The organism is Arenibacter nanhaiticus, assembly GCF_900141935.1.
GTDB classification, from domain to species: Bacteria; Bacteroidota; Bacteroidia; order Flavobacteriales; family Flavobacteriaceae; genus Arenibacter; species Arenibacter nanhaiticus.
In genome coordinates, this window is the sequence record NZ_FQYX01000025.1 from 36,658 (window position 1) to 56,035 (window position 19,378).

At 41.2% G+C, this 19,378-nt stretch carries 15 protein-coding genes; 6 read left to right on the forward strand and 9 right to left on the reverse strand.

What is annotated here, in order from left to right:
• Positions 1-2 precede the first annotated feature (2 nt).
• Entirely contained in the window at positions 3-455 is a 453-nt protein-coding gene (locus tag BUA16_RS13865) for a TM2 domain-containing protein (protein ID WP_072765356.1), read from the forward strand.
• Positions 456-539: 84 nt separating this feature from the next.
• Here the strand turns inward: BUA16_RS13865 and BUA16_RS13870 are convergent, their stop codons facing one another.
• The 3 genes from BUA16_RS13870 to BUA16_RS13880 all read right to left on the reverse strand — a co-directional run bounded on the left by BUA16_RS13870 (position 540) and on the right by BUA16_RS13880 (position 4,176).
• The gene (locus BUA16_RS13870) at positions 540-2,363 is read right to left on the reverse strand and encodes a GNAT family N-acyltransferase (RefSeq protein ID WP_072765357.1); all 1,824 of its coding nucleotides are present in this window, start codon (positions 2,361-2,363) and stop codon (positions 540-542) included.
• Between the two features lie 83 nt (positions 2,364-2,446).
• Positions 2,447-3,700 carry an aspartate kinase gene (locus tag BUA16_RS13875; protein WP_072765358.1) on the reverse strand — a complete coding sequence of 418 codons (1,254 nt, stop codon included), beginning with the start codon at positions 3,698-3,700 and terminating at the stop codon, positions 2,447-2,449.
• Positions 3,697-4,176 carry a GNAT family N-acetyltransferase gene (locus BUA16_RS13880; protein ID WP_072765359.1) on the reverse strand — a complete coding sequence of 160 codons (480 nt, stop codon included), beginning with the start codon at positions 4,174-4,176 and terminating at the stop codon, positions 3,697-3,699. The genes BUA16_RS13875 and BUA16_RS13880 overlap by 4 nt, the downstream gene beginning before the upstream one ends.
• Before the next feature lie 112 nt (positions 4,177-4,288).
• Here BUA16_RS13880 and fbp point away from each other — a divergent pair, with 112 nt between their 5' ends.
• Positions 4,289-5,296 carry a class 1 fructose-bisphosphatase gene (gene fbp / locus BUA16_RS13885; protein WP_072765360.1) on the forward strand — a complete coding sequence of 336 codons (1,008 nt, stop codon included), beginning with the start codon at positions 4,289-4,291 and terminating at the stop codon, positions 5,294-5,296.
• Positions 5,297-5,346: 50 nt separating this feature from the next.
• Here fbp and BUA16_RS13890 read toward each other — a convergent pair whose 3' ends face one another.
• Positions 5,347-5,769: a tellurite resistance TerB family protein gene (locus BUA16_RS13890; RefSeq protein ID WP_072765361.1), complete on the reverse strand. Its 423-nt coding sequence runs from the start codon at positions 5,767-5,769 to the stop codon at positions 5,347-5,349.
• Positions 5,770-6,218: 449 nt separating this feature from the next.
• Between BUA16_RS13890 and BUA16_RS13895 the strand changes: the two genes are divergently transcribed.
• Complete coding sequence (locus BUA16_RS13895) at positions 6,219-8,261, forward strand: response regulator (protein WP_072765362.1); 2,043 nt, start codon at positions 6,219-6,221, stop codon at positions 8,259-8,261.
• 6 nt (positions 8,262-8,267) lie between these two features.
• On the opposite strand, the gene BUA16_RS13900 is transcribed toward BUA16_RS13895, so the two are convergent.
• The 5 genes from BUA16_RS13900 to BUA16_RS13920 form a co-directional block, all read right to left on the reverse strand.
• Positions 8,268-9,446 (reverse strand): acyl-CoA dehydrogenase family protein, encoded by a 1,179-nt coding sequence (locus tag BUA16_RS13900; RefSeq protein ID WP_072765363.1) that lies wholly within the window; start codon positions 9,444-9,446, stop codon positions 8,268-8,270.
• Between the two features lie 67 nt (positions 9,447-9,513).
• Positions 9,514-10,227: a tRNA1(Val) (adenine(37)-N6)-methyltransferase gene (locus tag BUA16_RS13905; protein WP_072765379.1), complete on the reverse strand. Its 714-nt coding sequence runs from the start codon at positions 10,225-10,227 to the stop codon at positions 9,514-9,516.
• A 141-nt stretch (positions 10,228-10,368) separates the two neighbouring features.
• Positions 10,369-11,796 (reverse strand): sulfatase family protein, encoded by a 1,428-nt coding sequence (locus BUA16_RS13910; RefSeq protein ID WP_072765364.1) that lies wholly within the window; start codon positions 11,794-11,796, stop codon positions 10,369-10,371.
• A 215-nt stretch (positions 11,797-12,011) separates the two neighbouring features.
• Positions 12,012-12,539: a ribosome maturation factor RimM gene (rimM, locus tag BUA16_RS13915; protein WP_072765365.1), complete on the reverse strand. Its 528-nt coding sequence runs from the start codon at positions 12,537-12,539 to the stop codon at positions 12,012-12,014.
• 12 nt (positions 12,540-12,551) lie between these two features.
• Positions 12,552-13,064, reverse strand: a complete 513-nt coding sequence (locus BUA16_RS13920) for a 30S ribosomal protein S16 (RefSeq protein WP_072765366.1) — start codon at positions 13,062-13,064, stop codon at positions 12,552-12,554.
• 233 nt (positions 13,065-13,297) lie between these two features.
• Here BUA16_RS13920 and dnaE point away from each other — a divergent pair, with 233 nt between their 5' ends.
• The 3 genes from dnaE to BUA16_RS13935 all read left to right on the forward strand — a co-directional run bounded on the left by dnaE (position 13,298) and on the right by BUA16_RS13935 (position 19,236).
• Positions 13,298-17,683: a DNA polymerase III subunit alpha gene (gene dnaE / locus BUA16_RS13925; RefSeq protein WP_072765367.1), complete on the forward strand. Its 4,386-nt coding sequence runs from the start codon at positions 13,298-13,300 to the stop codon at positions 17,681-17,683.
• A gap of 172 nt (positions 17,684-17,855) precedes the next feature.
• Positions 17,856-18,173, forward strand: coding sequence for a thioredoxin (gene trxA, locus BUA16_RS13930; RefSeq protein WP_072765368.1), 318 nt, complete (start codon positions 17,856-17,858; stop codon positions 18,171-18,173).
• Positions 18,174-18,306: 133 nt separating this feature from the next.
• Positions 18,307-19,236 (forward strand): DUF58 domain-containing protein, encoded by a 930-nt coding sequence (locus BUA16_RS13935; RefSeq protein WP_072765369.1) that lies wholly within the window; start codon positions 18,307-18,309, stop codon positions 19,234-19,236.
• Positions 19,237-19,378 lie beyond the last annotated feature (142 nt).

Genomic DNA, 19,378 nt, shown 5'->3' on the forward strand with positions numbered 1-19,378 from the left:
CCATGTCAGAAGAAAATAAGGATTTAGGAGACAAAGCCAAAGACTCTCTAAAAGGAGCCAAAGGGAAGGCAAAAGATCTAGGGAAAAAAGCCGAAAAGGCCTTTGAAGAAACCAAAGAGTCGGCCAAGGATTTTGCTAAAGAAGGCAAGGAAGCTGCCAAAGATTTTGAAAGTGAAGCCAAGAAAACAGCCGATGAGTTTGCAGAAGGCCTAAAAGGCGCCGGTGGGGAGAATAAGAAGCTTTTAGCCGGATTATTGGCACTATTATTAGGGTACCTCGGTATTCATAAATTTATATTGGGCTATACAAAAGAGGGGATTATTCAGATAGTGGCCTCTGTGGTTACTTGTGGAATAGCGGGAATAATACCGTTCATAGAAGGAATCATATACCTTACCAAAACAGATGAAGACTTTTACAATACCTATCAGGTAGGAAGAAAACCCTGGTTCTAAAGAAAAAAGGCCGGATGCAATACATCGGGCCTTTTATATATTCGTTTGTCCTATGAACGACCTTAGGAGGGGCTTCTACTATAATTAATTGGCGGAGGGTGTTTCTTGTTGTCCTTCCGAAAGTTTGCGTTCCAACTCTGCCTGAAACTCTTCCATAACAGGTTTTACCGTACTCTCTGGCAGATCGGCGATCTTAATGTACATAAGGCCGTCTACGGAATTATTAAACAAGGGGTCCACATTAAAGGCCACTACCTTGGCATTTTGTTTAATGTATTTCTTTATCAATACCGGTAGTCGTAAGTTTCCTGGCTCTACCTCCTCAATGAGTTTGTCAAACTTATTGAGGTCTGCCTTGGTCTCGTCAAAGATAAAATCCTTGTCGGCGTCTTTTAATTTTACCTTAAACTCTTTTTTTGGACGTATATATTGGGCCACATAAGGGTCCCAATAGTTACTTTTCATAAATTCTATCATCAGGGATTTAGAAAAGTTAGAGAACTGGTTGCTAATACTTACTCCACCGATCAAATATTTATGCTCCGGAAATCTTAAAGTGGTGTGTACAATACCTTTCCATAACAAGAATAACGGCATGGGTTTTTGTTGGTATTGTTTTACGATATAGGCGCGGCCCATTTCAATAGAATTTTTCATCATTCCATAGAGTTCCGGCTCAAACCGAAATAAATCCTGTAAATAAAATCCGTCTATACCGTGTTCCTTAAATATTTCGGACCCGATGCCCATACGGTAAGCACCTACTAAAGCTTTTTCTTCGTCGTCCCAAAGAAATAAATGGCGGTAATAGCTGTCAAACTTATCCAGGTCAATGGCATTGTTGGTTCCTTCGCCAATGGCTCTAAAGGTTAGCTCGCGCTGCCTTCCTATTTCTTTTAAAATTAATGGGATATCCGAGGCTTTTGCCAAAAACACCTCGTAATTCTTACTTTGTAGCAATTTGCAATCTTTCTCCCTAAGGTTTATGATCTCTTTCTCCAATACGTCGTTACTAACGCCCTGAGCGATCTTTTTTGGGGATTTTGGTATTTTTAAGGAATGGGGGACCTTATCTATCAAGCGCTCTTTTTCAAAGGCATTAGAGAGCATATAGGTCTTTCGGCGCAACAAATCAGTAAAGTCGGCCAAGGATTCCTGGTCTTTCTGGGTCTGAACCGAAATAGGATGGCCAATTCTAACCTTAATAAGCCTATTTTTTTGGGTAGTGACTTCAGAAGGTAACTTTGCCGTTCTAAAGACATCGCTTATTTTGGATAACCTATAAAATAAAAGGCTGTTTTTGGCATGGAAATAGATGGGGATAACTGGTACCTCTGCCCGTCGAATCAATTTGATGGCTGCCTCTTCCCAAGGGCGGTCTACGATCAGTTTCTCGTCCTTATAGGTAGAGACCTCCCCGGCAGGGAAAATACCCAGGGGGTGGCCGTCCTGAAGGTGCTTCATGGCACTTTTAAAACCGGCAATACTGCTTTTGGCCTCCTTGTGGTTCTCGAAAGGATTTACCGGTAAAATATAAGGGGATAACGGCTGGATCCTGTTCAGTAAAAAATTGGCTATAATCTTAAAATCGGTCCTGTGGGCCAATAGTAACTTTAACAACAGTACGCCATCAATTCCGCCTAAAGGATGGTTAGATATGGTAATGTAAGCCCCCTGTTTCGGTAGTCGTTTAAAATCCTCTTCGGGAATTTCGAACTTTATTTGGAAGTGATCCAGCACTGCCTCTAAAAAGGCAACACCTTCCAAATGTTTGTGGTCGTCATAAAAGCGATTGATACGTGATATTTTGGTCACCTTCATCAAAAACCATCCTATGAACGTACCAAAGAAGCCGTACTTGTCTACTTGAATAGCTTTGGCTACTTCTTTTGCGGTTACTAAACCCATACGTTAATGTAATTTTGTAACCGCAAAGATAGGAAAAACACGATAGTTAATCGTGTTTTAATCTTTTTAGCCGTAAATTCTTACTAGTTTTTGACAACCAATTGAACGGTTTCCTTACCGCGCTGTTCTAACAGAATTTCCTTGTCCTTCTGCAGATTTGTAATGGCCTCCGTGTCGAAATGTCGAATCGTATATAAAGAAACCCCCTCGTGGTGAGTAACTTTAAACCTGTTTTTAAGAAGATTTAAAAGTTCTTCTAGATTGCCAAACTTATTGTCAACACAAACCGAAAAACTAATGGCGGAATTTTGAATCAAATCTACCTTCATTTTATGGTCGTGTAACATTTTAAAGAGCTCACTGATACTGTCTTCCACGATAAAAGAAAAATCCAGAGAGGAGAGTTTCATCAATACCTGATTTTTCTTTACGATAAAACAAGGCACCTTTGGTTCTATTCCTCTTCCTTTTCCAACAGTCGTTCCCTTATCCAAAGGATTTATGAACGACTTTACGTGCAAAGGGATTTCCTTTCGCTGCAAAGGCTGTAATGTCTTTGGGTGAATTACCGACGCGCCGTAAAATGCCAACTCAATGGCTTCACGGTACGATATACTGTTCAATAAACATGGATTTTCAAAATACCTCGGATCGGCATTTAAAACTCCAGGTACGTCTTTCCAGATGGTAACTTCATCGGCATTAAGACAATATGCTATAATAGCCGCCGTATAATCCGAACCTTCCCTACCAAGGGTAGTGGTAAAATTATTGTCGTCGCTGCCTAAAAACCCTTGTGTAATGACCAGTTTTTGCCTGTCGACATTTTTGTTGATGTTTTCTTGTGTCTGTTCCCAGTTTATAATAGCATCGCGATAATTGTCGTTGGTTTTAATACAGGTTCTGATATCTAACCACTGGTTGACAATGCCAATTTCATTAAAATAGGCGCTTAAGATCGTGGTAGAGAGCAATTCTCCATAGCCCACTACTTGGTCATAGACAAAGCTGTATTTTGGCGATTTGTTCCATACCAAAAATCCTTTTACCTCCTCAAAAAGAACATTAACGCTCTTAAATACAGGGTGGTTCTTATCGGCAAACAAGTCCATTAAAATAGCCTGGTGGTAATCTATCATATCCTGAAGGGCAGCAGGAAGTAAAGCCTTATTTTTAAAATAAGCATTTACGATATCCTCCATAGCATTGGTCGTTTTTCCCATAGCAGAAACCACCAACAATGTATTTTCGTGGCCTACTTGCTTTAAAACGTTCACGACATTCTTTACGCTATCGGCATCTTTAACCGAGGCGCCTCCAAATTTAAAAACTCTCATATCTTACTTAAAAATATTTCTATTCCTTTTTCATCCAAATGGACCACATCCCAGTCGCGCAACACTTTTGCGCCCCTGCTTTCATAAAAAGCGATCGCCGGATCGTTCCAATCTATCACCTCCCAATTAATTCTCCTAACACCTCTTTGGTGTCCGTAGCGTACCACTTCGGTCAACAAGGCATCGCCTAGACCGCTGCCGCGCATTTTTTCGGTGACAATTAAATCTTCTAAATGAATTATAGGACCTTTCCAAGTAGAGTAGCGATGAAATAGCAACGCCATCCCTACGATCGATCCATCGACCTCGGCCACAAAACAATGAAAAAGTTTTTCGGCTCCAAAGCCATCCCTCTCTAAATCGGCCGGAGTTACTTCTACAGCATCAGGTTCCTTTTCATAAACCGCCAATTCATGGATAAGTTGGTGTACTTGAGCCATGTCTTCGGCGCGGGCGTCTCGAATAGTATAGTCCATAATTGTTACAAATAAAACACAAAGTTATAAATTTAAAAAATCAAAAAAGGAGGGAAACTACATAGTTTAACAAATTAACCGATATTTGTACTTATATCAACAAACTTACATGATGACCAAAAAAAACACCACCCTAGGAGAATTTATCATTGAGAACCAGGCTTCTTTTCAATATTCCTCAGGGGAACTTTCTAAATTGATCAATGCAATTCGCTTAGCAGCCAAAGTAGTGAACCACGAGGTGAACAAAGCCGGGCTTGTAGATATTATTGGTGCCGCCGGTGATACCAATATTCAGGGCGAAGACCAGCAAAAACTAGATGTATTGGCCAATGAAAAATTTATACAAACCTTAAAAAACAGGGAGATCGTCTGTGGGATTGCCTCGGAAGAAGAAGACGATTTTATTCAGGTGAATAGTAGTGACCAGAAAAACCAGAATAAATATATTGTATTGATCGATCCCTTGGATGGTTCTTCCAATATAGATGTGAATGTTTCCGTGGGGACTATTTTTTCTATTTACAGAAGGATCAGCCCTATTGGCACCCCGGTTACTATAGACGATTTTTTACAACCTGGACGAAATCAAATTGCAGCGGGTTATGTGGTCTACGGTACCTCTACGATGTTGGTGTATACCACTGGCGATGGGGTCAACGGTTTTACGCTTAACCCTGCCTTAGGAACCTTTTACCTCTCTCACCCCAACATGAAATATCCGCAAACCGGAAAAATTTATTCTGTTAACGAAGGAAACTATGTGCATTTTCCGCAAGGGGTAAAAGATTATATCAAATATTGTCAAGAGGAAGAAGACGATAGGCCCTATACCTCTAGGTACATTGGTTCTTTGGTATCAGACTTCCACAGAAATATGATCAAGGGGGGGATCTACATATATCCAAAAAGTAGCGTGGCCTCGGAAGGGAAATTAAGGCTGTTGTACGAATGTAATCCTATGGCGTACTTGGCAGAACAGGCCAATGGAAAGGCAAGTGACGGCTTTAGGCCTATTTTGGATATACAGCCTACAGAACTGCATCAACGGGTACCGTTCTTTTGTGGGAGTTCCAAAATGGTCGAAAAGGCCGAAGAGTTCATGCAAAGAAACCAATAAAAGAAAAAGGAGCATTTTGCTCCTTTTTCTTTTATTACAGTAGTGCTATCCTAACGCTTTATAAGGGTCAAATAATCTTCGTAATCTATTTTTCCACTAAAAATAGCTATGGATCGCTCTATAATCTTATGGGCGCTTTCTGCTTTAAACCCTAGTCCGATGGCATATTTTGTAATTAAAGTACGCTCTTCTTCTTCAATTTCGTGATCGGCGAAAATAATGCTGAACAAATCGAATAAGCGTTCTAAACGTTCTTCCGCGCTGGAGGGTGGATTAATAGGGTATTTGTTGTCAGAGGCCATAACTACCTTATACTCTTCCTCGGTAATATCTAGTTTGTTGGCGAACCTATCTAATAATTGTTGTTCCTCTGGGTTTACTTCACCGTCAATGGCGGCCAAAGAAGCAATGGTCGCAAAATGCGCTAAATTTCTGCGGTGCGTACCACTGCTATATAAATCTACTATAGACATAGTTTAAATTTTTAAATTAATAAAAGTATTTTTTTACGTCAATTTAATTGGTTCGATCATTGTTGGGGAACTAATTAAATGCTTGTTTAAATATAGCATTATTAATGGAGTTTTCTTGCTTCCTTAATAATTATTTTAAAGGCCAAAAATGCTTTTTTATATTGAATTAGGATGGGGTCTGAGCGCTATATGCAACCCATCGGCCAAATAAACAGTAGTAGCTTAATTGAGGGCTGTTTTTATTTTAGTTTCCTAGGTAAGCTGTAATAAACTTGTAAAGCCTAAGTCCGCTGCGGTTGTGATGATGATATTGTTTAGGAGGGTCTGGATGAGGAATGAGTGTGGGTTGTAGGATGTTAAGTTTATAACAATTTATCTTTATTTCGAATAAATAATCTGAATTGTATAGCTTTGTCCCCTCATAAGTATTTCTGAACCAGCAATAGTATATGTCATTTAAGTTTTCGAAAAAGGAGTTGTTGTTTCCCTCAGCAGTATTTCTGGTTTTAATGACCATCGTAATTGTATTGTGGCAAAAATCAGAAAATGCGGAAAAATTGCATTTACAAAATGAAATTCGGACTGCCGGGTTTTTAAGGTTTCAAGAGTTTGTGTCGGCGGGGCAAATCAATTTGGTTTCTTTGGAAGACCTTAAAAATCGCATTGAAATGACCAAGGGCGAATATTTTCAATATTGGGAAGAAGATGCCAAACTTATTCTAAGACAAAACCGCTCCATTAAATTTATACAATGGATAGATTCTTCCATGGTGATACAAAATGTAGTGCCTTTAGAAGGCAATGAGGCCGTCTTGGGGTTTAGTTTAAAGGATCACCCTAGGAAAAAGGAATGGGAGGGCCACGTGCAGGACGGTTCAATCAATATTTCCTCATGGCTGGAGTTGGTACAGGGCGGCAATGCCTTTATGGTAGATGTACCGGTGTATTTTGATGAGAAATTTCAAGGAACCATTACCGCCGGAATAGACTTTTCTTATTCCTTTGATAATTTAGTGAATGACATGCCCATGTATGCCATAGAAATTAAGGACGAAAACGGGACTAGTTTCTATAAGCACAACAATCCGGAGCTGGAGCGAATTAAGAACGATTTTGTGTTTACAACCACCTATTCTGTCGATGATTTGGACGGACAGGAATGGAGCTTTTCCTTAATGCCAGTAGGAGTAGATCCTTTTGAAGAACGAAAATGGAATATGTTGGTGTTTTTGGTCTTTGGTATTGTTTTGTCTTTGCTCAGTAGTTCCTTGGTGTATTTTTACAAGAGGGCAAAAAAAGAAAATATGCGGTTTAGGAAGGCTTATCAAAGGTTGCAAGAGCTAAATACTTCGCTGACCAATGAGCAGCTAATCGCTAAAAAAGCGTCCTTGGCAAAGTCAGAATTTATTGCCAATATGAGTCATGAAATCAGAACGCCCTTAAATGCTATCTTAGGCTTTATAGAGATTCTAAAAATGTCCGAAATAGATGCTAAATTACAGGAGTACCTGCTTTTAATGGATATCTCTTCTAAAAAACTATTGCTTTTGGTAGATGATATTTTAGAAATAGAAAAGATAGAATCTGGAAAAAGCACCTTTAAGAACGATGTTTTTTCGCCTTCGGAAGAAGTGAAAAGTATTGTCAGTATTTACAAACCAAGTACCGAACAAAAAGGACTTTTCCTTAAAATAGACGGCCCGATCAATTCCAATCAATTCGTCCATGGCGATGTGGGGAAATTTGGTCAAATCCTGACGAATCTATTAAGGAATGCCTTGAAATTTACGGAAAAAGGTGGTATTACGGTGTCCTATCACGAAAGGAAGGTGCCGGAAGGTTTGGCGATAGAAATAGTGATCAAGGATACCGGAATAGGGATTCCAAAAGAAAAATTGCACTCTATTTTTGATCGGTTTATGCAAATAGACTCCGGGAAGGCGAAAAGACACGAGGGCGGCGGCCTTGGACTTTATATTTCTTATCAATTAATTTCGCTTTTTAAGGGTAATATTAATGTTAGTAGTACCTTAGGTGTGGGTACGGAATTTGTAATAGATGTTACCTTTCCTTTAGCGGAAAACAAACCTAAAGACACGAGCATGCCATCAGTAATTACCGATTTTAGCGGTTGTAAGATTTTAATAGTAGACGACAATCGAATAAATGTAATTGTCTTAAAGAAGACCTTGGAAAAATTCGGAATTCAAGCAGCATCGGTGTCCAATGGGCAACGAGCTTTGGAATTGTTACAAGACGATACCTTCGATTTGGTTTTTATGGATGTGCACATGCCTCTTATGGATGGTTTTGAAGCTACCGTTGAAATTAGAAAATTTAATACCGATGTCATCATCATCGGGTTTTCTGCCGATGTTACCAAAGAGGCCATCGATAGGGCACTGGGGGTTGGTATGAACGATTATTTTACCAAACCGATCACCTTTGATAAATTACGGGAAAATTTATCAAGGCATCTTTTAAAAGTTTGATTAATCCTATTCAAAGGCAGGGAAACCGGTGATGTCGGCTCCTGTGATCAACAAATGAATGTCGTGTGTTCCTTCGTAGGTAATAACACTCTCTAAGTTCATCATATGGCGCATAATGCTATAGTCTCCGGTAATTCCCATGGCACCCAATACTTGTCTGGCTTCTCTAGCAATATTTAGGGCCATGGCAACATTGTTGCGTTTGGCCATAGAAATTTGTGCGCTGCTGGCCTTTCCTTGGTTTTTTAGCTGTCCTAAACGCAAGGCCATTAGTTGTGCCTTGGTAATCTCGGTAAGCATTTCTGCCAATTTCTTTTGTTGTAGTTGCGTCGCTGCGATAGGTTTTCCAAACTGAACCCGTTCTTTGGCGTATCGCAAGGCGGTATCATAACAGTCCATGGCGGCACCGATGGCACCCCAGGCAATCCCATAACGAGCAGAATCTAAACAGCCCAATGGGGCTCCTAATCCATTTTTGCCTTCTAAGAGGTTTTCTTTTGGAACTTTGACATTGTCAAAAATTAGTTCGCCGGTCGCCGAGGCTCGAAGGGACCATTTGTGGTGGGTCTCGGGTGTGGAAAACCCGGGCATACCCCGTTCTACGATAAGACCATGGATACGGCCTGCTTCATTCTTTGCCCAAACAATGGCAATATCGGCAAAGGGGGCATTGGAAATCCATAATTTGGCGCCGTTCAAAAGGTAATGGTCGCCCATATCTTTAAATTTTGTTTCCATACCGCTCGGATTAGATCCGTGGTTGGGTTCTGTCAGGCCAAAACACCCCATGAGTTCTCCCGTAGCTAATTTGGGCAAATATTTTTTACGCTGGTCTTCGTTGCCATAGGCATAAATAGGATACATGACCAGGGAAGACTGTACAGAAGCCGTAGAGCGCACGCCGCTGTCTCCGCGTTCTATTTCCTGCATGATAAGCCCATAGCTGATCTGATCCAGGCCCGCACCTCCGTAGGCAGCGGGAATATAGGGGCCAAACGCCCCGATCTCTGCTAAGCCGCCAATGATTTGCTTTGGAAACTGCGCCCGTTGGGCATAGTCTTCAATGATAGGCGAAATTTCGCGTTTTACCCATTGGCGGGCTGCATCGCGCACCAATTTATGTTCTTCGGATAGTAAATCGTCTATGTTGTAGTAATCGGGGGCTTCAAATAAATCGGGTCGCATGCTGGTGGTTTTTAATGGAATTTAATTTAAAGATACACCAAGGATAACAACAATCCAATACAGGGAATTACATTTTTAAATAAAAGTCCTTGGTTAGATCAATGTATTCCTGGGTGTACTGATGGCGTTCCAACTCAATGGTCAGGCTGTCTGGTGTTGGTTGCGATTCCTGGAAGTGGAGTTCGAGCAAACTGCGCTTTATTTCCGAAGTCGGGCTCCCCTTTACGTGGGTAATGCGCTTGGGGAAAAGGTTGTAACTAGCGGCTATTTTTAAAAAAGCGGTTTCTTCCTTATGCGGAATAATAGTGGCAAAACGGCCATGATCCGTCAGTAGGCGAGAAACACCGTCCAACAATTCCTCAAAAGGCAAGGACTGGTTTTGCCTGGCCATATCACGGGAGGTATTTCCGCTACTGACCTCTTCTGTGTAAAAGGGCGGGTTAGAGACAATCAGTTCGTATTGCTCTTCTATTTCTTCCACAAATTCGTCCAAACCGGCATGGTAACAAAAAAGGAGATCGCCCCAAGGAGAAGATTCGAAATTCTCTACACATTGTTCATACGCTTTTTCGTCTATTTCAATGGCGTCTATGCTACTGGCATTGGCTCTTTGGGCGAGCATTAATGCGATTAAGCCGGTTCCGGCCCCTATGTCTAATATGGCATAAGGATCTTCGCTAACGGAAGCCCAAGCGCCTAATAATACACCGTCGGTACCAATTTTCATCGCACATTGGTCTTGGTGAATACTGAATTGTTTGAATTTAAAGGGTTTTCTCATAGAAAATTTAATAATAATGGTCAAATAAACCATGGAGGCCCTGTCGGGCATCGTTCGTTCTTGGGAGCGGTTTGCCGTTTATAGTTACAACCAAAATAGTGTGCCGCCTAGGTCTAGACCATCAAAGGATGGTCAATAACACTAGTCTAGCTTTCCAGGTTGTCGGGTTTCGGTCCCCTCTAATTCAATGAGGGAGTCCCCCAGTTTATGGCGCATGGCATTGGCTAATTGTTTGATTTTTTGAACTACTTCTGGATTCTCTTCCGCTACATTCTTGGTTTCGCTTTTATCGGTAACCAGGTTATAGAGTTCTACCTCTTCCATCTCGATCATTTTGTATTCTCCAGGGAGCCCATCTTTTCCTTGTGGCTGCCCCTGCATGGTACGGTAGGTATGGGGGAAGTACAGTTTCCAAGGGCCGTAGCGTACGCCAAAAAGTTCGTTTACACGGTAATAAAAGAAATAAGCTTCTTGTGGGCTCTCTTTGGAGGCGCCGCTTAATAGTGGCCAAGCACTTTTTCCGTCTATCGGCAAGGAAGGTAGTGATGCACCGGTGATTTCGGCTATAGTGGGGAGTATGTCTATGGCCATTACCGGACTATCTATGACGCTGCCCCCTTTTATTTTGTTGGGGTACTTCATGATAAAGGGCTCTCGCTGCCCGCCTTCCCAAGCCGTTCCTTTGCCTTCTCTAAAGGGAAGGGCGCTACCGGCATGGTTGCCATAAGCTAGCCAAGGGCCGTTATCGGAAGTGAAAATAACGATGGTATTTTCTTCCAAATTGTTTTCTTTTAACGTTTTTAAAATTTCGCCTACAGACCAGTCAATTTCCATGATCACATCGCCGTAGAGCCCTCTTTTGGATTTCCCTTTAAACTTGTCCGATACATAGAGTGGCACATGGGGCTGCGGATGGGCAACGTACAGGAAAAAGGGATTGTCTTTTTGCTTTTTTATAAAGGCGACACTTCTTTCTGTTATTTGCGTGGTTAAGTCCGATTGGTCTGTTAGGGTATCTATGACCTTTTCGTTTTCGTATAGCGGTAAGGGATCAAAATTAAAAATAGGACCTTGTTGGGGATGTAAAGGCCACATGTCGTTGGAGTAGGGGATACCAAAATAATCATCAAATCCATGTTGGTTAGGCATGAATTTGGGATGGTCGCCCAAATGCCATTTCCCGTACATGGCCGTATTGTATCCTATCCCTTTTAGCATTTCCGCAATAGTAGTTTCTTGATGGTTTAGGCCTTTTGTGGCATTGGGCATAAAGGCATTGTGAATCCCGATTCTATTGGGGTAGCAACCGGTTAAGATACCTGCTCTAGAGGCCGAGCAAACGGCTTGGGCGGCATAAAAACTGCTTAAGATAACGCCTTCCTTGGCCATATTGTCTAAATGGGGAGTTTCTATATCGGTAGCGCCAAAAGCACCTACATCTTGGTATCCTTGGTCATCGGTAAAGATAAGGATGACATTAGGTGGGGTGTTTTTAGTAGCTTCTTTTGTTGCCTCCTTACAAGAAAAAAATACCAATGCTAATGTAAATAGGGATAAATACTTGATCATGAATTTTGCTTTTGGATGGTGTTGTTTTATCTGTCAAAGCTAAAATAAATAATTTGTACTCAATGAGTGCTGTCCTAGGGTGACAAAAAACAATTTATCCTTTATTGTGCTGTTATTACAAAGGGAACAGCAGCTGCTGCTATCGCTATCCGAATAGAAGGAACTGAATAACCTATAAATACTGAATGTTTGGGTAAAGCAGGAAAAGGCTAGGCTTAATCCAGATACAATGCTACCAATCCTTCTGGAGTGCTAACAAAAATCGTTTGGTTATCTCTATCTACTTTGGTAATAATTTCGTCACGAACGGGAATCAAAAGTTCCTTGCCGTCCTTTAGGACCTCAAAGAGGGCTTGGGAGGTAGTATCGTTAATACCCTGTATGGTTCCGATATCGCCATGGACACTATCGTACATAGAATATCCAATGACTTCATGATAGTAAAATTTATTGCCTTTAAGTTTGGGCAAGAAAGATAGGGGAAGGTAAATTTCGGAGCCCATAACCTTGTCGGCATCCGATTCATTGGCAACCTCTTCAAATCGTACCCTAAGCAGGGTAGATTTGTGAAGGCGGCTTTTTTCAATAAAAAATGGAACCAGATTGTTTCCAAGAGAAACAAATACTGATTCCAATTTTTCGTATAATTCAGGTTCGTCGGTATCTAATTTAATTAGAACCTCGCCTTTAAAGCTATGTTTTGAAACGATTTTTCCGAGGTAGAAACATTCTTCCTTTGTCATCGTTTCAAAAAATTACTCTGTTTCTGTAGTTTCTTCAGAAGCGGCATCAGTAGCTTGCTCAGCTGTTGCTGCTGCAGCGGCAGCTGCTTCTGCTAAACGTTTTGCGCTAACTGCTTTCTCTGCTTCTAAAGCCTTGGCCTTAGCATCTGCAGAAGCTTTTTCCAGACCACTTACCTTAGCATCCATAGCGGCTGCTTTCTCTTCTAACCAAGCGTTGAATTTTTCATCAACTTGCTCTAAAGTTAAAGCGCCTTTACGAACACCACCTAATAAATGATGTTTCAAAAGAGCTCCTTTGTGAGAAAGAATGCCTTTAGCAGTATCCGAAGGCTGTGCCCCGTTTTGTAACCATTTTACAGAGCTATCAACATCTAGTTCAATAGTTGCAGGGTTGGTGTTAGGATTGTAAATACCTAATTTTTCTAAGAATTTACCGTCTCTTTTAGCGCGAGAATCCGCAGCTACTACCCAATAGAAAGGTTTTCCTTTTTTTCCGTGTCTTTGTAATCTAATTCTAACTGGCATATCACATTAATTTGTAGGGTGCCCGACCCTTGATTATTAATTTATTTTTGGTTCTCGGCCTAAAAAGAAACTTCTTAAGCGGGTGCAAATATACGTTATTTCTGTTATGCCGCAATTTAATTTTAAAAATATAAAAGAATATCCTTGAAAACAACTCCTCTTTCCGATTGCGGTTTTTAGTATGCTTGCTATTTTGTAATTTTATCGCGCTTTATAACTCCTCAGATTTTTTTATGTACTTAATATTCGATACAGAAACTACCGGACTGCCTAAACGTTGGGATGCTCCTTATACCGATACGGAGAACTGGCCTAGATGTATACAGATTGCTTGGCAATTGCACGATTCGATGGGGAATTTGGTAGAAAGCCAAGATTATTTGGTACAGCCCGACGGGTTTAATATTCCCTATGATGCGGAGAAAATACACGGTATTTCTACGGAATTGGCCAAGGAACAAGGGGTGCCCATGGCAGAAGTGTTGGAGAAATTCAATATAGCCCTTTCCAGGTCTAAATTTGTCGTAGGGCAAAATGTTGGATTTGACCTGAATATTATGGGGGCAGAATTTCATCGGTTCCAGATGGCAAATTCACTGCACGACTTGCCGGTACTAGATACCTGTACCGAGCATACTGCACAGTTATGTCAGATTCCTGGAGGTAGGGGAGGGAAGTTTAAACTTCCGACCCTGACCGAACTGCATCAGTATTTGTTTGGAGAACCCTTTGGAGAAGCACATAATGCTACGGCAGACGTGGAGGCAACCACGCGTTGCTTTTTAGAATTGATCCGTAGAAAGGAATATACGATAGAGCAATTGGATGTTGCGCCAGATTATTTCAAAAATTTCTCGGAGGCCAATCCAAAAGAGATACAGTTAATAGGGCTAAAGCACATCAATCTAAAAAAGGCTTCTAAAAAAATAGCCGATAAACTGTGGGCACAGGATACCGAAGCGCCATCAAAGGAAGAGATTCGCGAGAATTTACAAAGCTTAAAAGAAACGCAGTTTGCCCATTTGCACAATCATTCCCAATTCTCGGTTTTACAATCTACCATTAGTATTTCCGATTTGGTGAATGCGGCAGCCAAGGACAATATGCCGGCCGTTGCCCTGACCGATCATGCGAATATGATGGGGGCCTTTCACTTTGTGCGGGCAGTCATAAACTATAATAAAAGTGTCCAGGCAGAGAACGAGGCGGCCATAGCCGAGGGAAAAGAGCCCGAAAAAAATGAAATAACGCCTATTGTAGGCTGCGAGTTTTTTGTGTGCGAAGACCGCTTGGATAAAACCAGAAAAGATAACGGCTATCAAATTGTCTTATTGGCAAAAAACAAAAAAGGCTATCACAACCTGGCAAAATTATCGTCCTCGGCATTTACCGAAGGCTTCTACTATGTGCCAAGGGTAGATAAAAAAATTATAGAACAATATAAGGAAGACCTGATCGTATTGACGGGAAACTTATATGGAGAAGTACCTAGTAAGGTTTTAAATGTTGGCGAAAATCAGGCCGAGGAAGCCTTATTGTGGTGGAAGGAGCAATTTGGAGAGGACTTGTACGTAGAAATAATGCGGCACAACCAAGAAGATGAGAATAGGGTAAACCCCGTACTCATTAGTCTGGCCCAAAAACACCAAGTAAAACTGGTGGCGACCAATAATACCTATTATGTAGACAAGAAAGATGCCAATGCCCACGATATTTTACTCTGTGTTAGGGATGGCGAAAAACAAAGTACCCCAATAGGGCGCGGGCGAGGATATCGCTATGGGTTGCCTAACCAAGAATATTACTTTAAGAGTTCCGAGGAAATGAAGTCCCTTTTTAAGGATATTCCAGAAGCGATCAGTAACATTCAAGAAGTAATTGGCAAGATAGAGACCTATGAATTGGCCAGAGATGTACTATTGCCTAAATTCGATATTCCGGAAGAATTTCAACATCCCGAAGATGAGCTTGATGGCGGTAAAAGAGGAGAGAATGCTTTTTTACGTCACATCACCTATAAAGGGGCAAAAATCCGCTATGGCGAAATTACCCCGGATATTGCGGAGCGATTAGATTTTGAGCTCGATGTTATTGAAAATACTGGGTATCCTGGTTATTTCCTCATTGTAGAGGACTTTATTCGGGAGGCTCGGAAAATGGATGTTTCTGTAGGTCCGGGCCGTGGATCGGCAGCAGGGTCGGTAGTGGCCTACTGCTTATGGATTACCAATATAGACCCCATTAAATACAACTTGCTTTTTGAGCGTTTCCTAAACCCGGATCGTGTGAGCATGCCCGATATCGATATCGATTTTGATGATGAAGGGCGTGGTCGTGTGATGGATTACGTAATTAAGAAATACGGAAGCAATCAGGTAGCACAAATTATTACCTATGGGACCATGGCAGCGAAATCTTCTATCAGGGATACCGCCCGTGTGCTCGATTTGCCCCTTTTTGACGCCGATAGAATAGCCAAGTTGATCCCAAACATGTCCAAACTGAATAAGATTTTTGGATTGGACGAGAAAGGATTAAAGGAAAAATTTAGGGCCGAAGAATTAGAAAAGGTACACGAACTTATCAGTCTTGCCGAGGGTAATAACTTGGAGGCAGACACCCTTAACTTGGCGAGGCGGCTAGAAGGGTCGGTGCGGAATACGGGGATACATGCCTGTGGGGTCATTATTACCCCAGATGACATCACCAAATTCGTTCCGGTAGCCTTGGCCAAGGATTCGGACCTGTATGTTACCCAGTTTGACAACTCGGTGGTGGAAGATGCGGGCCTGTTAAAAATGGATTTCTTGGGGTTAAAAACACTGACCCTTATCAAGGATACCGTAAAGATTGTAAAGGCCAAACATGGTATTCTTTTAGATCCGGAAAATTTTCCGCTCGATGATGTCAAAACCTATGAGCTTTTCCAACGAGGAGAGACTGTAGGGGTGTTTCAGTACGAATCGCCCGGGATGCAAAAACACATGAAGGATTTAAAGCCTACGGTGTTTGATGACCTTATTGCCATGAACGCCTTGTATAGGCCGGGGCCTATGGAATATATTCCCAGTTTTGTCCGCAGAAAGCATGGGGGCGAGGAAATTGAATACGATTTGCCCGCCATGGAGGAATACCTGAAGGAGACCTATGGGATTACGGTATATCAGGAGCAGGTGATGTTGTTGTCCCAAAAGCTGGCCGACTTTACCAAGGGTGAGGCCGATGTCCTTCGTAAGGCAATGGGTAAAAAGCAGATTGCCGTGCTCGATAAAATGAAACCTAAATTCATTGATCAGGCAAGCGCAAAAGGCCATGACGCCGTAAAATTAGAGAAGATTTGGAAAGACTGGGAGGCTTTTGCTTCCTATGCCTTTAACAAGTCGCACTCTACCTGTTATGCTTGGATCGCCTATCAAACCGCCTATCTAAAAGCGCATTACCCCGCAGAATATATGGCGGCCGTATTATCCAATAACATGAACGATATAAAGCAGGTAACCTTCTTTATGGAAGAGTGTAAGCGGATGGGCTTGGAAGTGCTGGGTCCCGATGTAAATGAATCCTTTTATAAGTTTGCGGTAAATAACGAAGGTGCCGTTCGTTTTGGAATGGGGGCCGTAAAAGGAGTGGGGCGTGGCGCCGTAGAAACCATCGTGGCAAATCGTGAAAAAGACGGACACTACAGATCGGTTTTCGATATGGCCAAACGAATAGATTTAAGGGCAGCCAATAAAAAAGCATTCGAGAATTTAGCCTTGGCAGGTGGCTTCGATTCCTTTGGAGACACCCACCGTGCACAATATTTTCACGATGAAGGAGATGGGGTCACCTTCCTGGAAAAGATCATGAAATACGGATCAAAATACCAAGAGAACGAAAACTCTTCCCAGGTGAGTTTATTTGGCGATAGTAGCGATGTTCAGATACCCGAACCTGTAATACCCCCTGCAGAAGAATGGGGTACTATGGGGAAATTACGTCGCGAAAAGGAAGTGGTCGGAATTTATATTTCCGGACATCCCTTAGATGATTTTAAAACAGAGATCAAAGCCTTTTGTAATGCCAATATCACTGCCGTAGCCAATATGGAAGAGCATGTAGGGAGAGAGCTCAGTTTTGCCGGGGTGATTAGCGATGTACAACATAGGGTCTCCAAAAACGGAAAGGGTTGGGCGTCCTTTATCGTGGAAGATTATACAGATTCGCTCGAGTTTAGGATGTTCGGGGAAGAATACCTGCGTTTTAGACACTTTTTAACGATCAATTCTTTTGTGTATTTTAAGGTGTTTATAAAAGAAGGATGGATGAATAGGGATACAGGAAAAAAAGGTGAGCCTAGAATGCAGTTCAATACCGTGATGATGTTGCAGGATATCATGGAAGCCTATGCTAAGAAATTGACCATTAAAATAGATATTACCCAGCTAAAAGAAGAGGGGGTAAGGGATTTGAAAAATATTATGGATGCCCACCAGGGAAGCCATCCTTTGAGCTTTATAGTGTACGAAATGGAGGAGAAAATAAAGGTGAATTTAAGTTGTAGAAAACAGAAAATCCAAATCTCCAGTGAACTGCTCCTACAATTAAATGAAAAAGATGTTCATTATAAATTAAATTAAGTGTATTTTGAAGTCCGATTGATTCCCTATCGTCAAAAGGAGCTATTGGAGGTCTTTTTTTATAAGCAATCATAAAGTTTATCGATCTAACGATAGATAAAAGGAATGTTATGTTTGTAAGGAAAAGGGAAAATAATTGTCTAAATTTGTATAATATTTAAATAAACGAAACATGGCATTAGAAATAACAGATGCTACTTTTGATGAGGTAGTTTTAAAAAGTGACAAACCAGTAGTGGTAGATTTTTGGGCAGCATGGTGTGGTCCTTGTAGAATGGTAGGTCCGATCATCGACGAAGTAAGTTCAGAATATGACGGAAAGGCTGTTGTTGGGAAGGTAGATGTTGATGCCAACCAAGAATTTGCAGCTAAATACGGAGTTAGAAACATACCTACTGTATTGGTATTTAAAAACGGTGAAATCGTTAACAGACAAGTTGGTGTTTCTCCTAAGAAGGTATATACTGATGCCATTGACGCATTGTTGTAATAATCTTTTTTTATAGTAATGAAGGCTCAACGAAAGTTGAGCCTTTTTTTGTGCCTCATTTTCAGGTCTATTCCCAAGGAATCTTATTGCAAAAGGCAGCTAAATTCGGTATCTTTTAACCTTTAATCGCATTATGGACATACAATCAGAATTACATAAGGCCCATTTGTTCCAGAATTTAGAGTTTCTGGCCAATCAGGTGGTAGAAGGATTTGTCAGTGGTATTCATAAAAGTCCATTTCATGGGTTTTCTGCCGAATTTGCGGAGCATAAAATATATAATGTGGGCGAGAGTACTAAGCATATAGATTGGAAGCTCTATGCTAAAACAGATAAATTGTACACCAAGCGTTATGAAGAAGAGACCAATCTTCGTTGTCATATGATCTTGGACAATTCTGCTTCCATGTATTATCCGCCGGTAAAGAACCTGAATCTACAAAACCTTAATAAGATCGGATTCGGGGTATTGGCCATGGCTGTTTTGATGAATATTTTAAAAAAACAAAGAGATGCCATAGGGCTAAGTATATATTCTGATAGCTACCATTATTACGCCTCGGAAAAGAGCAGCGAAAGGCACCATCAAATGCTTTTGGCAAAATTGTCGGAGGTCAGCACGGATACCGCGCCGCCCAAGGAGACCGATACCTATACCTATTTGCACCAGATAGCCGAAAAAATAAAACGCCGAAGTTTAGTGATTTTGTTCACCGATATGCTGCAATCCTCCAAGGAAGAAGATAAATTGTTCGATGCCTTACGACACTTAAAATATAATAAGCACCAGGTGGTTTTATTTCATTTGATGGATAAGGAAAAGGAATATCACTTTAATTTTGAAAATACTCCCAAGCGGTTTTTAGATGTAGAAAGCGGCAATTACATCGATTTATATGCCGATGATGTAAAGGAAAACTACCAAAATAAGCTCGAAGCCTATTTTAATGCCTTGAAATTAAAATGTGCGCAGTATAAAATAAAATATGTGGAAACGGATATAAATGCTGATTTTGTGAAGGTTATGAATACCTATTTGGTAGAGCGCAATAATTTTAAGTAAAAGTGATAAAATAAATTCAAAAAATGTTTGTCTAATTGAAAAAGGGGCTTATATTTGCACTCGCTAAGCGCAACGGTTCGGTAGTTCAGTTGGTTAGAATACCTGCCTGTCACGCAGGGGGTCGCGGGTTCGAGTCCCGTCC

Excerpts from the sequence above, each read along its gene's own strand:
- BUA16_RS13865 (WP_072765356.1), top strand. The coding sequence starts at position 3 with ATGTCAGAAGAAAATAAGGATTTAGGAGACAAAGCCAAAGACTCTCTA.
- BUA16_RS13870 (WP_072765357.1), bottom strand. The coding sequence starts at position 2,363 with ATGGGTTTAGTAACCGCAAAAGAAGTAGCCAAAGCTATTCAAGTAGAC.
- BUA16_RS13875 (WP_072765358.1), bottom strand. The coding sequence starts at position 3,700 with ATGAGAGTTTTTAAATTTGGAGGCGCCTCGGTTAAAGATGCCGATAGC.
- BUA16_RS13880 (WP_072765359.1), bottom strand. The coding sequence starts at position 4,176 with ATGGACTATACTATTCGAGACGCCCGCGCCGAAGACATGGCTCAAGTA.
- fbp (WP_072765360.1), top strand. The coding sequence starts at position 4,289 with ATGACCAAAAAAAACACCACCCTAGGAGAATTTATCATTGAGAACCAG.
- BUA16_RS13890 (WP_072765361.1), bottom strand. The coding sequence starts at position 5,769 with ATGTCTATAGTAGATTTATATAGCAGTGGTACGCACCGCAGAAATTTA.
- BUA16_RS13895 (WP_072765362.1), top strand. The coding sequence starts at position 6,219 with ATGTCATTTAAGTTTTCGAAAAAGGAGTTGTTGTTTCCCTCAGCAGTA.
- BUA16_RS13900 (WP_072765363.1), bottom strand. The coding sequence starts at position 9,446 with ATGCGACCCGATTTATTTGAAGCCCCCGATTACTACAACATAGACGAT.
- BUA16_RS13905 (WP_072765379.1), bottom strand. The coding sequence starts at position 10,227 with ATGAGAAAACCCTTTAAATTCAAACAATTCAGTATTCACCAAGACCAA.
- BUA16_RS13910 (WP_072765364.1), bottom strand. The coding sequence starts at position 11,796 with ATGATCAAGTATTTATCCCTATTTACATTAGCATTGGTATTTTTTTCT.
- rimM (WP_072765365.1), bottom strand. The coding sequence starts at position 12,539 with ATGACAAAGGAAGAATGTTTCTACCTCGGAAAAATCGTTTCAAAACAT.
- BUA16_RS13920 (WP_072765366.1), bottom strand. The coding sequence starts at position 13,064 with ATGCCAGTTAGAATTAGATTACAAAGACACGGAAAAAAAGGAAAACCT.
- dnaE (WP_072765367.1), top strand. The coding sequence starts at position 13,298 with ATGTACTTAATATTCGATACAGAAACTACCGGACTGCCTAAACGTTGG.
- trxA (WP_072765368.1), top strand. The coding sequence starts at position 17,856 with ATGGCATTAGAAATAACAGATGCTACTTTTGATGAGGTAGTTTTAAAA.
- BUA16_RS13935 (WP_072765369.1), top strand. The coding sequence starts at position 18,307 with ATGGACATACAATCAGAATTACATAAGGCCCATTTGTTCCAGAATTTA.